Origin of the sequence: Streptomyces sp. CB02414, from assembly GCF_001905385.1 — a bacterium.
Lineage (GTDB): Bacteria > Actinomycetota > Actinomycetes > Streptomycetales > Streptomycetaceae > Streptomyces.
In genome coordinates this window covers 343112-360810 of the sequence record NZ_LIPF01000009.1, presented here as the reverse complement: position 1 = coordinate 360810, position 17699 = coordinate 343112, and the positions used below count along the sequence as shown (strand labels likewise).

The following is a 17699-nucleotide window of genomic DNA, read 5'->3' as shown; positions in this document are numbered from 1 at the left end:
TGATGATCCATGGCGGGCCGAGCGGCCGTACCCGAAGTGATCTGGGCGCGCCCCGAGCGCACCGGCCGGGGGCCGAGACCGGCGTACACCCGCGCCGACATCGCCGCCGCCGCGGTGCGGATCGCCGACGCGGAGGGGCTCGACGCGGTCTCGATGCGCCGCGTCGCCGCAGAGCTGGGCTGCGGCACCATGTCGCTCTACAACTACGTCCCCCGCAAGGAGGACCTGTACGAGCTGATGATGGACGCCGCCAGCGCCGAGCACGAGCTGTGGGAGCCGAGCGGCGACTGGCGCGCCGACATGCTCCGGGTGGCCCACCAGACCCGGGCGCTGATGCACCGCCACACCTGGCTGACCCGCCTGATGTCACCCATCTACGGCTTCAGCCCCTACGCCCTGCGCTACCTGGAGCACTGCCTCGCCTGCCTCGACCCCTTCGACGCGCCCTACGGGACCAAGATGGAGCTGGTCGCGATGGTGAACGGCGTCGTGACGACGTACGTCACCAACGAGCTCGCCACCGCCGAGCGCACCCGCTCGCTGCCCTGGTCCGAGGAGCAGGAGAACGCGGTGCGCAGCGCCTACCTGGGCGCCCAGCTGGCCAGCGGCACCTACCCGCGGCTGGCGGCGTCCTTCGGCGAGGACGCCGGGCCCATCGACCTGCAGGCGGTCTTCGAGCGGGCGCTGACGCGGGTGCTGGACGGGTTCGCCTGAGGATCGGGGGGTGGGGGCGCCCGGGCGTCGAGCGCGCCGCGGGGTGTCCAGCGGCCTACAGCAGCGCCAACTGGCCCTCCGGCCCCTCCTCCTGCGCGTCCAGCACGGACGCGGGCCGGCGGGCCGCCGCGGGCACCGGCAGGACGCCCGCCCCACGCAGCTCGGACGCGGTGATGCGGGCCGTCACCTCCAGCTCCCCGCACCGCGGGCGCACCTCGGCGAGCAGCGCGAGGACCGTGACCAGCTCCAGCAGCTCCGACGTCCAGGTCTGCGGCCAGGCCGCCGGGCGGACCGCCTCCAGCGTGCCCGGCTCGCCCTCCGCGGTCCGGGCCGCGAACCACTGCTCCAGCACCCGGACCCCGCCCGCCTCGAAGTCCCAGGCGCCGGGCGGCACGGGGGAGACGCGGCCCTCGTCCAGGTACAGGGCCTCCTCGTCCCGGTCGTAGCGCAGCGTCCGCGGGCGCGCGGGCAGCGGGGCGCGCACGTAGGGGCGGCGGCCGCCGGGCAGTTTGGGGCGTTCGCCGTCGCGGCGCATCAGCCACAGGGCGCGCCGGCCCAGCTCCACCCCGCGCTCCCACAGCGTCGGGTCCGCGGTGAGCGGAACACGGGAGTCCGCCCGTACGGTCGCCACCGCCCACGCCAGGACGTCCGGCGGCTCGGGGCGCCGGCCGAGGCGGGCGCCCAGGTGGTCGAGGAGGCCGGGCGCCAGATTCGGCTCCGCCCCGCCGGGGCGGCGGTACAGCGGGCGGACGCGGGCGGGGCCGAACAGCGGCAGCCGGGAGGTCGCGAGGAGGGGTGGGGGGCCCGGGGTGTCGGGGGCGCCGGAGGTGCCTGGGGCGCCGGGGGTCGCCACGACGAACACCTGCCGTTCGTCCGCCACCCGCCACAGCTCCGGACGGGCCGCGTCGATCAGCCGCTGGTCCGGGATCAGCCACTGCTCGTCGAAGGGCGCGCGCAGCACCCGGACCGGTTCCGGGCACGGTCCCGAGGCGCGCAGCAGCTTCTCCGTGCCGCCGGACGTGCCCGGCAGCCGCCCGACCGCCGTGTGCAGCGTCCGGGAGCGCGTCGGTTCGAACAGGGCCTCGCGGTCGGGGCCCTGGGCCTTCACCAGGGCCTCCCAGCGGGCCTTCAGGGATGCCGCGTCGGGGGCCGCCGGCCACCCCCGGCCGAGCCGAGGCGGTGCGACGGACCACGGCATGAGGTCCGCCAGCGGCGGGGCGTCGTCGTGCGTCACGCCGGGCATCGTACGACGGGACACCACACCCTCATGTGGCGTCCAGGGTGACCGTGAAGGAGAACCGGTCGCCCCGGTAGTGGATGACCGCCACGTCCAGCACCCGGCCCGCCGTGTCGTAGGTGATGCCGGTGTAGTGCAGGATCGGGCTGAGCAGCGGCACTTCGAGCAGCCGCGCTGTCTCCGGGTCGGCGAGCCGGGCCTCCACGGTGTCCGTGATCCGGCTGATGTCCACGCCCAGCACGTCCCGCAGCACCTTGGTCATCGGCCGGCGGACGAGGTCGTCGGGGTCGATGCGGGCGGCCAGCTCCGGACGGACGTAGTTGCGGGCGTGGTTGGTGGGCTCACCGGTCTGCTCGTCGCAGCGCAGCCGGTGGTACGTCCCCACCCGGGGCATGTCAGGGAAGTACTCGGCGACTTCGGGCGGTACGGGGCCGGTTCCGTGGTCCAGCAGCTCGGCCTTCATGCCGGACTGCTGGGCCACGATCGCGTCCACCGAGCCCAGCAGCCGCACCGGTGCGCCCCGCCTGACGTCCGGCTCGATGAACGTGCCGCGCCGTCGGTGGCGGGTGATCAGCCCCTCGTCCTCCAGCTCCTTCAGCGCCTGCCGCATGGTCAGCACGCTCACCCCGTAGTGTCCGGCCAGCTGCTCCTCCGTGGGCAGGCGCAGCGGGTCCCGGGGCGAGCGGCCCAGTATCGAGGCGCGCAGCGACTGCGACACCTGGTACCAGAGCGGCAGCTTGCGGTTCAGGACGATGGAGTCCGGGGCGAAGGAGGTCACGGGCCATCCGTACCGGTAGTGAATCCTCAGTGCAAGGGGCGGAAGTGACGCTCCAGGCCCTGCCAGACGTCGTCGTAGCCCTGCTGCAGGTGCTCGGCGCGGGCCGCCTGGGGCGTGAGCGTCACCGGCCAGCGCGTCTCGAACATGAACGCCAGCCCGTCGTCGATCCGCTGCGGCTTCAGCTCGGCGGCGCTCGCCCGGTCGAAGGTCTCCCGGTCCGGGCCGTGCGCCGACATCATGTTGTGCAGCGAGCCGCCGCCCGGCACAAAGCCCCCCGAACCGGCAGCCTTGGCGTCGTAGGCCCCTTCGATCAGGCCCATGTACTCGCTCATCACGTTCCGGTGGAAGTACGGCGGCCGGAAGGTGTCCTCGCCCACCAGCCAGCGCGGCGCGAACACCACGAAGTCGACGCCCGCGAGGCCCGGAGTGTCCGAGGGGGAGGTGAGCACCGTGAAGATCGACGGGTCCGGGTGGTCGTACGAGATGGTGCCGATGACGTTGAAGCGGCGCAGGTCGTAGACGTACGGCACGTGGTTGCCGTGCCAGGCGACCACGTCGAGCGGGGAGTGGCCGTACGTGGCGGTCCAGAGGTTGCCGCAGAACTTGTTGACCACCTCGACCGGCGCCTCGGCGTCCTCGTACGCGGCGACCGGCGCCAAGAAGTCCCGGGCGTTGGCCAGCCCGTTGGCGCCGATCGGGCCGAGGTCGGGGAGCTGGAAGGGGGCGCCGTAGTTCTCGCAGACGTAGCCGCGGGCGTCGGCGTCCAGCAGTTCCACGCGGAAGCGGACCCCGCGCGGGATCAGCGCCACGTGGCCCGGCTCGGCGTGCAGCAGCCCGAACTCGGTGCGCAGCATCAGGCCGCCGCGCTCCGGGACGATCAGCAGCTCACCGTCGGCGTCGCTGAAGACCCGCTCCATGGACGACGTGGCGTGGTAGAGGTGCACGGCCATGCCGGTGCGCTGCGTCGCGTCGCCGTTGCCGCCCAGCGTCCACAGGCCCGCGAGGAAGTCGGTGCCGGCCTCGGGCTCGGGCAGCGGGTTCCACCGCAGTCGGTTCGGGTCCGGCACCGCCTGGGTGAAGGGGGCGGTGCGGACCGCGCCGTTGCCCGCGCGGGTGAACGCCGGGTGGGCGGCCGACGGGCGGATCCGGTACAGCCACGAACGGCGGTTGTGCGCCCTCGGCTCGGTGAACGCCGTGCCGCTCAGCTGCTCCGCGTACAGACCCAGCGGGGCCCGCTGAGGCGAGTTCCGGCCCTCGGGCAGCGCGCCCGGAACCGCCTCCGAGCTGTGCTCGTTGCCGAAGCCGGACAGGTAGGCCAGCCCCTCCGCGGTCTTCCGCGCGTCCCCACTCATCGATAGCTCCCTCGCAACCCGTGTCCCACCCGATTCCTATGGGACACCGTAGGATTGCGGTTTCCCGGGCGCAAGAGGTCGCGCAAGAGGTCGTACGGGCTTCCCGGCGCACACCCGTCCTCGTGTCTGTAGTACCTGTCCCTCCGCAGGATGATGGCCGGAACCAGACCTCCGGGCGATCCGCACGGTCGGACCGGTGTTCTAGTCTCTCGTTATGTCGTGGACGCGGAGAGTGCTCGCCGTGCTCGCGGTCTGTGTCCTGCTGCTGACCGGATCCGTGGGCTGCGGCTCCAGTGACGTGGGTGAACCGGAGGCCGGTGATTCGGCCACACCGGTCGGCAGGCTGCTCGACGCCACCGACGAGGAGGGCCGGCGCTACCGGGAGGTGGACGCCGAGCACGCGCCCGAGGTCGGCATCGAGGTGCAGCCGGCCGGCGACGACAGCTGGGACGTACGCCTGACCGTGCGCGACTTCAGATTCTCGCCCGCGGGCACGGAGAGCAGGGCGGTGCCCGGCCGAGGCCTCGCCCACCTCTTCCTCGACGGCGACCTCATCGCACGCCTGCGCGGCCCGGACCACCGCCTCGACACGGCCCTCGTCCCACGCGGCACGCACCAGCTCACGGTCCGGCTCTACGCCGACGACGGCACCGTCTGGGCCGTCGACGGCAAGCCCGTCGAGAGCACGGCGGACGTCACGGCGTCGGACGCGGAGCCGACCGAGGCGACGCGGCCGGAGGAGATGCCGGAGATACCGGAGGGCGCGGAGAGCCGGACGCCGGCCGACCCGGTGGCGGCCCGATGAGTACGGACACCGCTCCCGTCCGTACCGGAGGTCACAGTTCACCGGAGCGTGGCGGGAGGGCATCATGAAGACCGTGTCCCAAGCGACCCCGCTCCGCCGTGCCCCCGTGCAGCGGCGCAGCGCCGAACGGCTGACCCGGATCCTCGACGCCTGCGCCGACCTCCTCGACGAGGTCGGCTACGACGCGCTGAGCACCCGGGCCGTGGCGCTGCGCGCGGACGTCCCCATCGGCTCGGTGTACCGCTTCTTCGGCAACAAGCGGCAGATGGCCGACGCGCTGGCCCAGCGCAACCTGGAGCGCTACGCGGAGCGCGTCACCGAACGGCTGACGGAGTCGGCCGACGGCGGCTGGCGCGGGGCGCTCGACGCGGTGCTCGACGAGTACCTGGCGATGAAGCGGACCGCGCCCGGCTTCTCGCTGATCGACTTCGGCAACCAGATCCCGGTCGGCGACCGCCACGCCGTCCCCAACCACCGCGTCGCCGACCGGCTCACCGAGCTGCTCTCCGGCTACGTCGGCCGCAGTCCCGACGACGATCTGCGGCGCGTCTTCCTGGTCGCCGTGGAGACCGCCGACACCCTCGTGCAACTCGCCTTCCGGGTCGCGCCGGACGGGGACGAGAAGATCATCGAGGAGGCCAGGGAGTTGCTCCGGGTGTATCTCGGGCGGGTTCTGGACTGACGGTCCGGCGTCCACGGTCTCTCGGCCGTTCACTCGGCGGTCGGTTCAAGGCCTCCCCAACATGCCTACCGGTCGGTATGCTCACGCCGAGAGGCCAACGCCGCCGCCCTCCCAGGAGGACCCGTGTCCCGCACCGCCCTGCGTATCTGCCCCCTGTGCGAGGCCACCTGCGGCCTGGCCCTCACCGTCGACGGCACCACCGTCACCGCCGCCCGCGGCGACCGCGACGACGTCTTCAGCCGTGGTTTCATCTGTCCCAAAGGCGCCTCCTTCGGGGCCGTCGACTCCGACCCCGACCGGCTGCGCACGCCCCTGGTCCGCAGGGACGGCGAACTGCGCGAGGCCACCTGGGAGGAGGCGTTCGACGCGGTCGCCGCCGGCGTCCGGCCCGTCGTCGAGCGGTACGGACCGCACTCCGTCGGCGTGGTCCTCGGCAACCCCAACGTGCACACCATGGCCGGAGCCCTCTACCCGAACCTCCTGCTCGGCGCCCTCGGCACCCGCAGCCTGTTCACCGCGTCCACGCTCGACCAGATGCCCAAGCACGTCTCCAGCGGGCTGCTCTTCGGCGACGCGAACGCCATCCCGGTGCCCGACCTCGACCGCACCGACCACCTGCTCCTCATCGGCGCCAACCCGCTGGAGTCCAACGGCAGCCTGTGCACCGCGCCCGACTTCCCCGGCCGGCTCAAAGCGCTGAGGGCCCGCGGCGGCACCCTCACCGTCATCGACCCGCGCCGCACCCGCACCGCGAAGCTCGCCGACCGGCACGTGGCGATCCGCCCCGGCACCGACGCGCTGCTGCTGGCCGCGATGGTCCACGTCCTGTACGAGGAGGACGTGGTCGACCTCGGCGTCCTCGCCCCGCACGTCGAGGGGGTCGGCGAAGCCCGGGACGCTCTGCGCGACTTCACCCCCGAGTCCGTCGCCGCCGCCTGCGACGTGGACGCCGGCGTGACCCGCGCCCTCGCCCGCGAACTCGCCGCCGCCCCCACCGCCGCCGTCTACGGCCGCATCGGCAGCTGCACCGTCCCGCACGGCACGCTCGCCAGCTGGCTCGTGGACGTCCTCAACATCCTCACCGGGAACCTGGACCGCCCCGGCGGCGCGCTCTTCCCGCAGGCGGCCACGGACCGGACACCCCGCCCCGCCGGGCCCGGCCACGGCTTCGCGCTCGGCCGCTGGCGCTCCCGGGTGAGCGCTCACCCCGAGGCCAAGGGCGAGCTTCCGCTGTCCGCCCTCGCCGAGGAGATCGACACCGCCACCGACGAGGGTGAGCCGGTCCGCGCGCTGCTGACCGTCGCCGCCAACCCCGTCCTGTCCGCACCCGACGGCGACCGCCTCGACAAGGCGCTGGCCTCGCTCGACTTCATGGTGAGCGTCGACCCGTACCTCAACGAGACCTCGCGCCACGCCCACGTCGTCCTGCCGCCGCCCCCGCCGGCCCAGAGCCCGCACCACGACTTCGCCTTCAACACCCTCGCCGTGCGCAACCAGGTCCGCTACACCCGCCCCGCCGTCCCGCTGGAGCCGGGCCGGATGGCCGAGACCGAGATCCTCGCCCGACTCACCCTGGCCGTCACCGGCGGGCACGGCACCGACCCGGCCGCCGTAGACGCCATGGTGGTCCGGCGGACCCTCGACAAGGCCGTACGGGACCCGCACTCACCCGTCCACGGCCGCGACCCCGGCGAGCTGGCCGGCCGGCTCACCGGCGAGAACGGCCCCGAGCGGCGCCTCGACCTGATGCTGCGCCTCGGCCCCTACGGCGACGGCTTCGGCGCCCGCCCGGACGGGCTGACCCTGGACCGGCTGCTCGCCCACCCCCACGGCATCGACCTCGGCCCGCTGCACCCGCGCCTCCCGCAGCCGCTGAAGACCCGCAGCGGCAAGGTGGAGCTGCTGCCGGGACCGATCGCCGCCGACCTGCCGCGCCTCGGGCGGGCCCTGGCCGAGCGCCCCGCCGGGCTCGTCCTCGTCGGCCGCCGCCACCTGAGGTCCAACAACAGCTGGATGCACAACGTCCCCGCCCTCACCGGCGGCTCCAACCGCTGCACCCTGCACCTGCATCCCGACGACGCCGAACGCCTCGGCGTGCGCGACGGTCAGCCGGTGCGCGTCAAGGGTGCCGGGGGAGAGGTGACCGCGCCCGCCGAGGTCACCGACACCGTCCGGCCCGGCGTGGTGAGCCTCCCGCACGGCTGGGGCCACGACCGCCCCGGCACCCGCCTCACCCACGCGGCCACCGACCCCGGCGTCAACGTCAACCAGCTCCTCGACGGCAGCCTGCTCGACCCGCTCTCGGGCAACGCGGTCCTCAACGGCGTACCCGTAACGCTCACACCGCTGACCGGCGCAAAGCTGTGACCTGGAGTTTTGCGCTTATTGCTCGCATGTCAACGTCTTGTTAACGCGGCTTCACGGCACCTAACGTCGCTCGCACCGCCTGCCCCGGTGGGATGTTCAAGGGCGAACGTTAGGTACTCACTCATGCTGACCATCCTCGGCTTCGCCATGATCGCGACCTTCCTGGTCCTGATCATGATGAAGAAGATGTCGCCGATCGCGGCGCTCGTGCTGATTCCCGCGCTGTTCTGCGTGTTCGTCGGCAAGGGCGCCCACCTCGGCGACTACGTCATCGACGGCGTGTCCAGCCTCGCCCCCACCGCGGCGATGCTCATGTTCGCGATCGTCTACTTCGGGGTGATGATCGACGTCGGGCTCTTCGACCCGATCGTCCGGGCCATCCTGAGGTTCTGCAAGGCCGACCCGATGCGCATCGTCGTCGGGACCGCCCTGCTCGCCGCCATCGTCTCGCTGGACGGCGACGGCTCCACCACCTTCATGATCACGGTCTCGGCGATGTACCCGCTGTACAAGCGGCTGAAGATGAGCCTGGTCGTGATGACCGGTGTCGCCGCGATGGCCAACGGCGTGATGAACACCCTGCCGTGGGGCGGCCCCACCGCTCGCGCCGCCACCGCGCTGAAGGTCGACGCCACCGACATCTTCGTCCCGATGATCCCGGCCCTCGCCGTGGGCCTGCTCGCGGTCGTCGTCCTGGCGTACGTGCTCGGTCTGCGTGAGCGCAGGCGGCTGGGCACGCTGACGCTGGACGAGGCGCTGGTGCGGGAGCCGGAGAGCGAGACGGTGCTGGTCGGGGCGGGTTCGGGCACGAAGTCCAAAACCAAGTCCGGGGCCGGTGCGGGTGCCGACGCGGCCTCCGGCCACGACGGTCCCGGTGGCGACGCCGCCGCGGACGCCGAGCCGGACGACGACTTCCAGGGCCTCGACCCCAACCGCGCCACCCTGCGCCCCAAGCTGTACTGGTTCAACGCGCTGCTCACGGTCGCGCTGCTCACCGCCATGATCATGGAACTGCTGCCGATTCCGGTGCTGTTCCTGATCGGTGCCGCGCTCGCGCTCACCGTCAACTTCCCGCACATCCCCGACCAGAAGGCCCGGATCGCCGCCCACGCCGACAACGTCCTCAACGTCTCCGGCATGGTCTTCGCCGCCGCCGTCTTCACCGGCGTCCTCACCGGCACCGGCATGGTCGACCACATGGCCAACTGGCTCGTGGACACCATCCCCGACGGCATGGGCCCGCACATGGGCCTGGTCACCGGCCTGCTCAGCCTGCCGCTGACGTACTTCATGTCGAACGACGGTTTCTACTTCGGCATCCTCCCGGTGCTCGCCGAGGCCGGTCAGGCGCACGGTGTGTCGACGATCGAGATCGCCCGCGCCTCGATCGTCGGCCAGCCGCTGCACATGTCCAGCCCGCTCGTCCCGGCCGTCTACGTCCTGGTCGGCATGGCCAAGGTCGAGTTCGGCGACCACACCAAGTTCGTCGTGAAGTGGGCGGTCCTGACGAGCCTGGTCATCCTCGCGGCGGGCATCCTGTTCGGCATCATCTGATCATCGGCCCGATTCCCCGGACGGTTCCGTGACGGAGCCGGCCGGGGAACCGGCGGTTCTGAAAGGAAACGATCATGGCGCCCGGTGCGAGCCGCGGCTGGTTGCTCCGCCTCGTCATCGCCTTCGGCTTCGCGCAGGGGGCGGTGTCGATGGCCCGGCCCGCCGTCTCCTACCGGGCCCTCGCGCTGGGCGCCGACGAGCGCGCGGTCGGCGTCATCGCCGGTGTCTACGCGCTGCTGCCGCTGTTCGCCGCCGTCCCGCTCGGCCGCCGCACCGACCACGGCCGCTGCGCGCCGCTGCTGCCCGTCGGCGTGATTCTCATCGCCGGCGGCTGCGCGCTGAGCGGCGTCGCCGGCTCCCTGTGGGCGATGGCCCTGTGGAGCGGCGTCATGGGCCTCGGCCACCTGTGCTTCGTCATCGGCGCCCAGTCGCTGGTCGCCCGCCAGTCCGCGCCGCACGAACAGGACCGCAACTTCGGCCACTTCACCATCGGCGCCTCGCTCGGCCAGCTGGTCGGCCCCATCGCCGCGGGCTCGCTGATCGGCGGCCACGACATGGCGGGCAGCAGCGCGCTGGCCCTGGTGGTGGCGGGCGCGGGTGCGGCGGTCGCGTTCACGTCGCTGTGGCGCATAGAGCACCCGGGGGCCGCCAAGTCCCGTACGGAAGCGGGCGCGCGCGTGCCCGTGGGGAGCATCCTGCGTGCCCGGGGCGTACCCGCGGGCATCCTGATCAGCCTGTCCGTGCTGTCCGCCACCGACATCCTCACCGCCTACCTGCCGGTGGTCGGCGAGCACCGGGGCATCTCCCCGGCCGTGATCGGCGTCCTGCTCAGTCTCCGCGCGGCCGCCACCATCGCCTGCCGGCTGGTGCTGACGCCCCTGCTGCGGCTGCTCGGCCGTACGGCGCTGCTCACCGTCACCTGTCTGCTGGCCGCCCTGCTGTGCGCGGGCGTCGCGCTGCCGGTGCCGGTGTGGGCACTCGCGCTGATGCTGGTCGTCCTCGGCTTCTGCCTCGGCGTCGGCCAGCCGCTGTCCATGACGACCGTCGTCCAGGCGGCCCCCGACGGCGCCCGCTCCACCGCCCTCGCCCTGCGCCTGACCGGCAACCGCCTCGGCCAGGTCGCCGCGCCCGCCGCGGCCGGCCTGATCGCGGGCGTCGCGGGCGTCGCCGCGCCGTTCGTGATGCTCGGCGCCCTGCTGCTCCTGTCCTCGGGCGTCGCCCTGCGCTCCCCGTCCGGCGAGCCGGCCGCCGACGGTGGCGGCCGGTGGCGGACTGGCAAGATGACACGGACCCCGTCGGAAAGCAGGGAGCGAACATGATCCTGGTCCTCTTGTCCGCACTACTCCTCCTGGCCGTGGGCGGCTGCGTCTGCGTGGTGTGGGCGGCCCGGGGCGGCCCCCGCTGGACGCGGGCGGTGGCCAAGGGGACGCTCCTGGCGGGTGAACTGGTGCGCGCGCCGGGCCGCGGCGGCAACGGCCGGAGCAACGACCGCGGCTCGGACGACTGAGGCGCCGCCGCACCCTGAAGCCGCACCCTGAACACGATCGTCCGCTTTCTCACCAGATGGACACCCGCACCGAGATTGGGTCCGGCGTCTTCCCCCGGCCGCGCACATTCCGTTAACTTCCGTGACTCACACGCCCCGTACGACCCGCACGAGGGCGTCCGACCGCGGAGCACCAGCGCTCAGTGAGCCCCCGGGGGACCTCTCATGACACGCGCCATCTCCCTGCACGACGTGAGCAAGACCTACGCGCGAGGCGTCCGCGTGGTGGACCGGCTGTCGCTGGACATCGCGCCCGGCGAGTTCCTCGTCCTGCTCGGCCCCTCCGGCTGCGGCAAGTCCACCGTGCTGCGCATGATCGCCGGTCTGGAGGAGATCACCGAGGGCAGGCTGCTGCTGGACGGGACGTACGCCAACGACCTGCTCCCCTCCGAGCGGAGCATGGCGATGGTCTTCCAGAACTTCGCCCTCTACCCCAACATGACGACCCGCGGGAACATCGGCTTCCCGCTGCGCGTCGAGGACCCGCAGGCCGATCACGGCCCGCGCGTGGACGCCACCGCCCGGCTGCTGGGCATCGAGGACCTCCTCGACCGCTTCCCCGCCGAACTCTCCGGCGGGGAGCGCCAACGCGTCGCCATGGGCCGCGCGATCTCCCGCCGCCCCACCGCCTTCCTGATGGACGAGCCCCTGTCCAACCTCGATGCCAAGCTCCGCAACCACCTGCGCGCCGAGATCACCAAGCTGACCCGCGAGCTGGGCGTCACCACCGTCTACGTCACCCACGATCAGTCCGAGGCGATGTCCCTCGGCGACCGCGTCGCCGTCCTGCGCGGGGGCGTGCTGCAACAGGTGGACAGTCCCCGCGCCGTGTACGCGCTGCCGCGCAACGTCTTCGTCGCCGCCTTCATCGGCACCCCGCGCATCAATCTGCTGCGCGGCCTGGTCCGGGCCCCGCTGGACGGCGCGATGACCATCAGCCTCGGCAAGCAGTACCTGCGCCTGCCCGAACCGCTCTCCCTGGACCACCAGTTGCTCCGGGTGCAGCAGGGCCGCGAGGTCATCGTCGGCCTGCGTTCGGAGGCCGTGCGGATCGCCAAGCCCTCCTCCGCCCGGCCCGGCGAGGTGCTGCTCACCGGCCTCGTGGAGCACGTCGAGTTCCAGGGCCACGAGGTCCTCGTCCACTTCGACACCGGTTCGCACCCGGCCGTCGTCCCCGACCTGGAGGCGCCCCGCCCCGCCGCCCGTCCGGCCCGGCGCCGCCGCGGCGACGGCACGGTCCTGGACCGGCTGAAGGAACGGGCCGGTGCCCTGCGCGCCGGACCGGTCGTCGTCATGGACGAGCCCCTGTCGGACCCCGGCGCCGAACCCGCGGTCGCCGCCCCGGACGGCCGCCTCCCCGGCGACCTGATCGTCCGCACCACCCCCGACATCGACCTGCGCCACGGCATGCAGGTCCCCCTCCTGGTCGACCTCGCCCACCTGTTCGTCTTCGACCAGCACGGCGACCGGATCTGCCCCGCCCCGGCCCGGCTGCCCGACCTGGAGGAGTGACACCGCCGGGATTCCGGTCCTCCGGGAAGGTGACCCGCGCCACCATGGTGGCCGCCCCTGGTGCCGTAAAACTATCGGCGCTAGTTTGGGGCTCGGACGACGAGGCCCGCCCGGAAGGAACCCGATGAAGGCACACGACGGCATGTACATCGACGGCGCCTGGCGAGACGCCGACGGACGGGACACGATCGACGTCGTGAACCCGGCCGACGGGCAGGTCATCGGCCAGGTCCCGGCCGGCACCGCCCTGGACGTCGACACCGCCGTACGGGCCGCCCGCGCCGCCCTGCCGGCCTGGTCAGCCACCCCGCCCGCCGAGCGCGCCGCACGCCTGGCCGCGCTGCGGGACGTGCTGGTGGTCCGCAAGGACGAGATCGCCGGGACCGTCACCGCCGAGCTGGGCTCGCCGCTGAAGTTCTCGCAGGCCGTGCACGCCGCCGCCCCCATCGCGGTGGCCGGTTCCTATGCCGAGCTGGCGGCGACGTACGCCTTCGAGGAGAAGGTGGGCAACTCCGTCGTCCACCACGAGCCGATCGGCGTCGTCGGCGCCATCACGCCCTGGAACTACCCCCTCCACCAGATCGTCGCCAAGGTGGCCCCGGCGCTCGCGGCCGGCTGCACGATCGTGCTGAAGCCCGCCGAGGACACCCCGCTCACCGCCCAGCTCTTCGCCGAGGCGGTGCACGAGGCCGGCGTCCCCGCCGGCGTCTTCAACCTGGTGACCGGCCTCGGCCCGGTCGCCGGACAGGCCCTCGCCGAACACCCCGGCGTCGACCTGGTCTCCTTCACCGGCTCCACCGCCGTGGGCCGACGGATCGGCGCCACCGCGGGCGCCGCGGTCAAGCGGGTCGCCCTGGAACTCGGCGGCAAGTCCGCCAACGTCATCCTCCCCAGCGCCGACCTCGCCAAGGCCGTCAACGTCGGTGTCGCCAACGTCATGTCCAACTCCGGGCAGACGTGCAGCGCCTGGACCCGGATGCTGGTCCACCGCGACCAGTACGACCAGGCCGTGGAGCTGGCCGCCGAGGCCGCCGGCAAGTACGCCGACCGGATCGGTCCCCTGGTCAACGCCAAGCAGCAGGAACGCGTGCGCGGCTACATCGAGAAGGGCGTCGCGGAGGGCGCGCGCCTGGTCGCGGGTGGCCCCGAGGCACCGCGCGAGGAGGGCTGTTTCGTCAGCCCGACGGTCTTCGCCGACGTGAGCGAGGACATGACCATCGCCCAGGAGGAGATCTTCGGGCCGGTCCTGTCCATCCTCCGCTACGACGACGAGGACGACGCCCTGCGCATCGCCAACGGCACGGTCTACGGCCTCGCCGGCGCGGTCTGGGCCGGCGACGAGGCCGAGGCGGTCGCCTTCGCCCGCCGCATGGACACCGGCCAGGTCGACATCAACGGCGGCCGCTTCAACCCGCTGGCCCCCTTCGGCGGCTACAAGCAGTCCGGCGTGGGCCGCGAGCTGGGCCTGCACGGCCTGACCGAGTACCTCCAGACCAAGTCCCTCCAGTTCTAGCCACGGGAGCACTCCACGTCATGGCCGTCCGTACCGCTGTCCGTGCCGCCGTCGTCCCCGCCGTGGGCGCCCCCCTGGAGGTCACCGGGATAGAGCTGCCCGAGCCCGGCCCGGGGCAGATCCGGGTGAAGCTCGCCGCCGCCGGCGTCTGCCACTCCGACCTGTCCCTGTCCAACGGCACCATGCGCGTGCCGCTGCCCGCCGTCCTCGGGCACGAGGGCGCCGGCACGGTCCTCTCCGTCGGCGAGGGCGTCACCCACGTCGCCCCCGGCGACGACGTGGTCCTCAACTGGGCCCCGTCCTGCGGCGCCTGCCACGCCTGCTCCCTCGGCGAGGTCTGGCTCTGCGCCGACGCCCTGACCGGCGCCGCGAACACGCACGCCCGCCGCGCCGACGACGGCACCGACCTCCACCCCGGCCTCAACGTCGCCGCGTTCGCCGAGGAGACCGTGGTGGACGCCGGGTGCGTCCTGCCCTGCCCCGACGGCATCCCGCTCACCGACGCCGCGCTGCTCGGCTGCGCCGTCCTCACCGGCTACGGCGCCGTCCACCACTCGGCGAAGGTCCGCGAGAGCGAGACGGTCGCCGTGTTCGGCGTCGGGGGAGTGGGCCTCGCCACCCTCCAGGCGGCCCGGATCGCGGGCGCCTCGAAGATCGTCGCCGTCGACGTGTCCCCGGAGAAGGAGGAGCTGGCCCGCGCCGCGGGCGCCACCGACTACCTCCTCGCCTCCGACACCACCGCCCGCGAGATCCGCGCCCTCACCGGCAAGCAGGGCGTCGACGTCGCCGTCGAGTGCGTAGGCCGCGCGGTCACCATCCGCACCGCCTGGGAGTCCACCCGGCGCGGCGGCCGCACCACGGTCGTCGGCATCGGCGGCAAGGACCAGCAGGTCACCTTCAACGCCCTGGAGATCTTCCACTGGGGCCGTACCCTCTCCGGCTGCGTCTACGGCAACGCCGACCCCGCCCGAGACCTCCCGGTACTGGCCGAGCACGTCCGCGCCGGCCGCCTGGACCTCGGCGCCCTGGTGACCGAGCGCATCGCCCTGGACGGCATCCCCGCCGCCTTCGAGAACATGCTGGCGGGCAAGGGCGGGCGGGCACTGGTGGTGTTCTAGCGGCCGGCTTCGACAGCAGCGCGGGACACGAGGGTGCCGGGGCCGTCCCGGCACCTCTGCCTCCGTGCCCGCAGCCCCCCGACGGTCGCCCTTCGATAAACATCCCGCACGACCGTTGACCACATACCGTCCGGTCAGTACGTTCCCGGGAACGTCCCACACGTCCCCGACGTCCCCCCGTACCACCGGAGCGTGCACGTATGGACACCACCCCCTCCGCTCAGCCCCTCCCCACCACCGCCCCGCCCGCGGCCCCCAACCGCCGTCGCGTCGCCACCGCCGCGGCCCTCGCCTCGGCTGTCGAGTGGTACGACTACTTCGTCTTCGGCATCGCCGCCGCCCTCGTCCTCGGTGACCTGTACTTCCCGGCCGGCAGCCCCACCGCCGGGGTCCTGGCCGCCTTCGCCACCTTCGCCGTCGGCTTCCTCGCCCGGCCGGTCGGCGGCGTCGTCGCCGGTCAGCTCGGCGACAAGAGGGGCCGCAAGCCGATGCTGGTCCTCGCCCTCACCCTGATGGGCGTGGCCACCACGGGCATCGGCCTGCTGCCCACGTACGAGACCATCGGCGTCGCCGCCCCCATCCTGCTGGTCCTGCTGCGCATCGTGCAGGGCGTCGCCGTCGGCGCCCAGTGGGGCGGCGCGATGCTGCTGGCCACCGAGTACGCCCCCGAGGGCAAGCGCGGCATCTACGGCAGCGTCGTCCAGCTCGGTGTCCCCATCGGCGTGGTCACCGCCAACACCGTCTTCCTGCTGGCCGGTGCGTTCACCTCGGAGTCGGCCTTCGAGGCCTGGGGCTGGCGGGTGCCGTTCGTGGTCGGCCTGCTCGTCCTCGGTCTCGCCTGGTACATCCACACCCGCGTCGAGGAGACCCCCGAGTTCCGGGCGGCCGAGCGGGCGCTGGCCGAGAAGGAGCAAGGCGAGCAGTCCTCACCGCTGCGGACGATCGTGCGCGAGCACCTCGGCACCGTGCTGCTGGCCGGCGGCTCCTTCGCCGTGAACACCGCGACGTTCTACATCCTCATCACCGGCGTCCTCGACTACACCACCCGCGAACTCGACATGGAGCACGGCGCGGTGCTCGCCGTCTCGCTGTGCGTCAGCCTCACCCAGCTCGTGCTGATCCCGGCCGCCGCCGCGCTGTCCGACAAGTTCGGCCGTATCCGGGTCTACACCGCCGGCGCGGTCGGCATCGCCGTGTGGGCGGTCCCGCTGTTCCTGCTCATCGACACCGGCTCGCTGGTGTGGCTGGCGGTCGGCACCTTCGTCGCCAGCTGCTTCCTCAGCATCATGTACGGGCCCCAGGCCGCCCTGTTCGCCGAGCTGTTCACGCCGGAGATGCGCTACACCGGCGCCTCGCTCGGCTACCAGATCGCGGCCGTCGGCGGTGGCGGGCTCGCCCCCTTCGTCATGGTGCTGCTCCTGGAGGGCACGGGCACCTCGATGGCCGTCTCCGGCTACATCATCGCCCTCTCGGTGATCGCCCTGGTGTCCATCAAGGTGCTGGCCGACCGGGCGCGTTCACGCTGACCGCGAGGCGCTTTCGGGCCGCGGCTCCAGGGCTTCGGCCGGGGTCGCGGACCGCGCCCGCTTCCGGGACCGCGAGACGGCCACGCCCGCCAGGCACAGCGCGCCCCCGGCCAGGGTGAGCAGCCCCGGCACCTCGCCGAGGGCCAGCCACGACATCAGGACGACGAGCGCGGGCACCGCGTACGTGGTCGCGCCCATGCGGCCCGCGGTCGTACGGGCCAGGGCGTACGCCCACGTCGTGAACGCCAGCGCGGTCGGGAACACGCCCAGGTAGACCATGTTCAGCGTCGCGGTCAGCGGCGCGTCGGCCGCCTCCGACACCAGCTGCCCGGCGAACGGCAGGCAGAGCACCGCGCCGACGAGGCATCCGTACGTCGTCACCTGGAGCGCGCTCGCGTGGCCCAGCGCGGGCTTCTGCGCCACCACCCCGCCCGCGTACGCCACGGCGGCCAGCAGGCACAGCACCACCCCGAGCAGCGAGGAACCGCCCTCGCCGGACATCGACAGCCCCACGGTCACCGCACCGGCGAACGACACCGCCATCCCCGCCAGCAGCCTCGGCGGCAGCGCGTCCCCGAGCAGCCGGGCGCCGAGCAGGGCGATGAGGATCGGTCCGACGTTCACCACGAGGGCGGCCGTACCGGCGTCCACCTGCTGCTCGCCCCAGTTCAGGACGACCATGTAGAAGCCGAACCAGAGCAGGCCCGATATCGCGATCCCGCGCCAGGCGGGCCGCGGCGGCAGCCCTTCCCTGCGCAGCAGGCAGATGACGCCGAGCGTCAGAACCCCCGACACCAGCCGGCCGAGCGCCAGCGCGCCCGGTGAGTACGCCTCACCCGCGCTGCGGATCGAGACGAAGGCCGAGGCCCACAGGACGACGGTGACCGCGGCCGCGCAGGCGGCGAGGAGGTCCGGACGGCGGGACGGGGTGGTACTCATCATGCTCCCGAGGCTAGGCAGGAAGGGCGGAGGCGACCGGCGGATTCCGGACGGGG

Annotated in this window: 15 protein-coding genes; 11 read left to right on the top strand and 4 right to left on the bottom strand. The window is 73.1% G+C overall.

What is annotated here, in order from left to right; genetic code table 11:
• Positions 1 to 9: 9 nt before the first annotated feature.
• Complete coding sequence (locus AMK11_RS28860) at positions 10 to 714, top strand: TetR/AcrR family transcriptional regulator (protein WP_073731007.1); 705 nt, start codon at positions 10 to 12, stop codon at positions 712 to 714.
• A 55-nt stretch (positions 715 to 769) separates the two neighbouring features.
• On the opposite strand, the gene AMK11_RS28855 is transcribed toward AMK11_RS28860, so the two are convergent.
• From AMK11_RS28855 to hmgA, 3 genes are read right to left on the bottom strand one after another with little or no spacing between them, the layout of a single operon-like run.
• Complete coding sequence (locus AMK11_RS28855) at positions 770 to 1957, bottom strand: type ISP restriction/modification enzyme (protein ID WP_073731006.1); 1188 nt, start codon at positions 1955 to 1957, stop codon at positions 770 to 772.
• A gap of 22 nt (positions 1958 to 1979) precedes the next feature.
• On the bottom strand, positions 1980 to 2729 hold the full coding sequence (locus tag AMK11_RS28850; protein WP_073731005.1) for a GntR family transcriptional regulator: 750 nt from the start codon (positions 2727 to 2729) through the stop codon (positions 1980 to 1982).
• A 26-nt stretch (positions 2730 to 2755) separates the two neighbouring features.
• A complete protein-coding gene (hmgA, locus tag AMK11_RS28845) occupies positions 2756 to 4081 on the bottom strand; it encodes a homogentisate 1,2-dioxygenase (RefSeq protein WP_073731004.1) in 1326 nt (441 codons plus the stop codon).
• A 214-nt stretch (positions 4082 to 4295) separates the two neighbouring features.
• Between hmgA and AMK11_RS28840 the strand changes: the two genes are divergently transcribed.
• The 10 genes from AMK11_RS28840 (at position 4296) to AMK11_RS28795 (ending at position 16704) form a co-directional block, all read left to right on the top strand.
• Complete coding sequence (locus tag AMK11_RS28840) at positions 4296 to 4886, top strand: hypothetical protein (protein ID WP_073731003.1); 591 nt, start codon at positions 4296 to 4298, stop codon at positions 4884 to 4886.
• A gap of 64 nt (positions 4887 to 4950) precedes the next feature.
• Positions 4951 to 5568 (top strand): TetR/AcrR family transcriptional regulator, encoded by a 618-nt coding sequence (locus AMK11_RS28835; protein ID WP_073731002.1) that lies wholly within the window; start codon positions 4951 to 4953, stop codon positions 5566 to 5568.
• Positions 5569 to 5691: 123 nt separating this feature from the next.
• Entirely contained in the window at positions 5692 to 7935 is a 2244-nt protein-coding gene (locus AMK11_RS28830; protein ID WP_073731001.1) for a molybdopterin oxidoreductase family protein, read from the top strand.
• 123 nt (positions 7936 to 8058) lie between these two features.
• Entirely contained in the window at positions 8059 to 9489 is a 1431-nt protein-coding gene (locus AMK11_RS28825) for a CitMHS family transporter (RefSeq protein WP_073731000.1), read from the top strand.
• Between the two features lie 74 nt (positions 9490 to 9563).
• Positions 9564 to 10808: an MFS transporter gene (locus tag AMK11_RS28820; protein ID WP_073730999.1), complete on the top strand. Its 1245-nt coding sequence runs from the start codon at positions 9564 to 9566 to the stop codon at positions 10806 to 10808.
• The gene (locus AMK11_RS28815; protein ID WP_073730998.1) at positions 10805 to 10996 is read left to right on the top strand and encodes a hypothetical protein; all 192 of its coding nucleotides are present in this window, start codon (positions 10805 to 10807) and stop codon (positions 10994 to 10996) included. Before AMK11_RS28820 ends, AMK11_RS28815 begins: the two co-directional genes overlap by 4 nt.
• Before the next feature lie 204 nt (positions 10997 to 11200).
• Entirely contained in the window at positions 11201 to 12547 is a 1347-nt protein-coding gene (locus tag AMK11_RS28810) for an ABC transporter ATP-binding protein (protein ID WP_073730997.1), read from the top strand.
• A 124-nt stretch (positions 12548 to 12671) separates the two neighbouring features.
• Positions 12672 to 14060, top strand: a complete 1389-nt coding sequence (locus AMK11_RS28805; protein ID WP_073730996.1) for an aldehyde dehydrogenase family protein — start codon at positions 12672 to 12674, stop codon at positions 14058 to 14060.
• 20 nt (positions 14061 to 14080) lie between these two features.
• Positions 14081 to 15178 carry a zinc-binding dehydrogenase gene (locus AMK11_RS28800; protein ID WP_073730995.1) on the top strand — a complete coding sequence of 366 codons (1098 nt, stop codon included), beginning with the start codon at positions 14081 to 14083 and terminating at the stop codon, positions 15176 to 15178.
• A 200-nt stretch (positions 15179 to 15378) separates the two neighbouring features.
• On the top strand, positions 15379 to 16704 hold the full coding sequence (locus AMK11_RS28795) for an MFS transporter (protein ID WP_073730994.1): 1326 nt from the start codon (positions 15379 to 15381) through the stop codon (positions 16702 to 16704).
• Here AMK11_RS28795 and AMK11_RS28790 read toward each other — a convergent pair.
• Positions 16696 to 17643, bottom strand: coding sequence for a DMT family transporter (locus tag AMK11_RS28790; RefSeq protein WP_198941487.1), 948 nt, complete (start codon positions 17641 to 17643; stop codon positions 16696 to 16698). The genes AMK11_RS28795 and AMK11_RS28790 overlap by 9 nt on opposite strands.
• Between the last annotated feature and the right edge of the window lie 56 nt (positions 17644 to 17699).

What these genes read in the sequence shown, in the direction of transcription:
- AMK11_RS28860 (WP_073731007.1), top strand. Translation starts at nt 10, where the DNA reads ATGGCGGGCCGAGCGGCCGTACCCGAAGTGATCTGGGCGCGCCCCGAG.
- AMK11_RS28855 (WP_073731006.1), bottom strand. Translation starts at nt 1,957, where the DNA reads ATGCCCGGCGTGACGCACGACGACGCCCCGCCGCTGGCGGACCTCATG.
- hmgA (WP_073731004.1), bottom strand. Translation starts at nt 4,081, where the DNA reads ATGAGTGGGGACGCGCGGAAGACCGCGGAGGGGCTGGCCTACCTGTCC.
- AMK11_RS28840 (WP_073731003.1), top strand. Translation starts at nt 4,296, where the DNA reads ATGTCGTGGACGCGGAGAGTGCTCGCCGTGCTCGCGGTCTGTGTCCTG.
- AMK11_RS28835 (WP_073731002.1), top strand. Translation starts at nt 4,951, where the DNA reads ATGAAGACCGTGTCCCAAGCGACCCCGCTCCGCCGTGCCCCCGTGCAG.
- AMK11_RS28825 (WP_073731000.1), top strand. Translation starts at nt 8,059, where the DNA reads ATGCTGACCATCCTCGGCTTCGCCATGATCGCGACCTTCCTGGTCCTG.
- AMK11_RS28820 (WP_073730999.1), top strand. Translation starts at nt 9,564, where the DNA reads ATGGCGCCCGGTGCGAGCCGCGGCTGGTTGCTCCGCCTCGTCATCGCC.
- AMK11_RS28815 (WP_073730998.1), top strand. Translation starts at nt 10,805, where the DNA reads ATGATCCTGGTCCTCTTGTCCGCACTACTCCTCCTGGCCGTGGGCGGC.
- AMK11_RS28810 (WP_073730997.1), top strand. Translation starts at nt 11,201, where the DNA reads ATGACACGCGCCATCTCCCTGCACGACGTGAGCAAGACCTACGCGCGA.
- AMK11_RS28805 (WP_073730996.1), top strand. Translation starts at nt 12,672, where the DNA reads ATGAAGGCACACGACGGCATGTACATCGACGGCGCCTGGCGAGACGCC.
- AMK11_RS28800 (WP_073730995.1), top strand. Translation starts at nt 14,081, where the DNA reads ATGGCCGTCCGTACCGCTGTCCGTGCCGCCGTCGTCCCCGCCGTGGGC.
- AMK11_RS28795 (WP_073730994.1), top strand. Translation starts at nt 15,379, where the DNA reads ATGGACACCACCCCCTCCGCTCAGCCCCTCCCCACCACCGCCCCGCCC.
- AMK11_RS28790 (WP_198941487.1), bottom strand. Translation starts at nt 17,643, where the DNA reads ATGAGTACCACCCCGTCCCGCCGTCCGGACCTCCTCGCCGCCTGCGCG.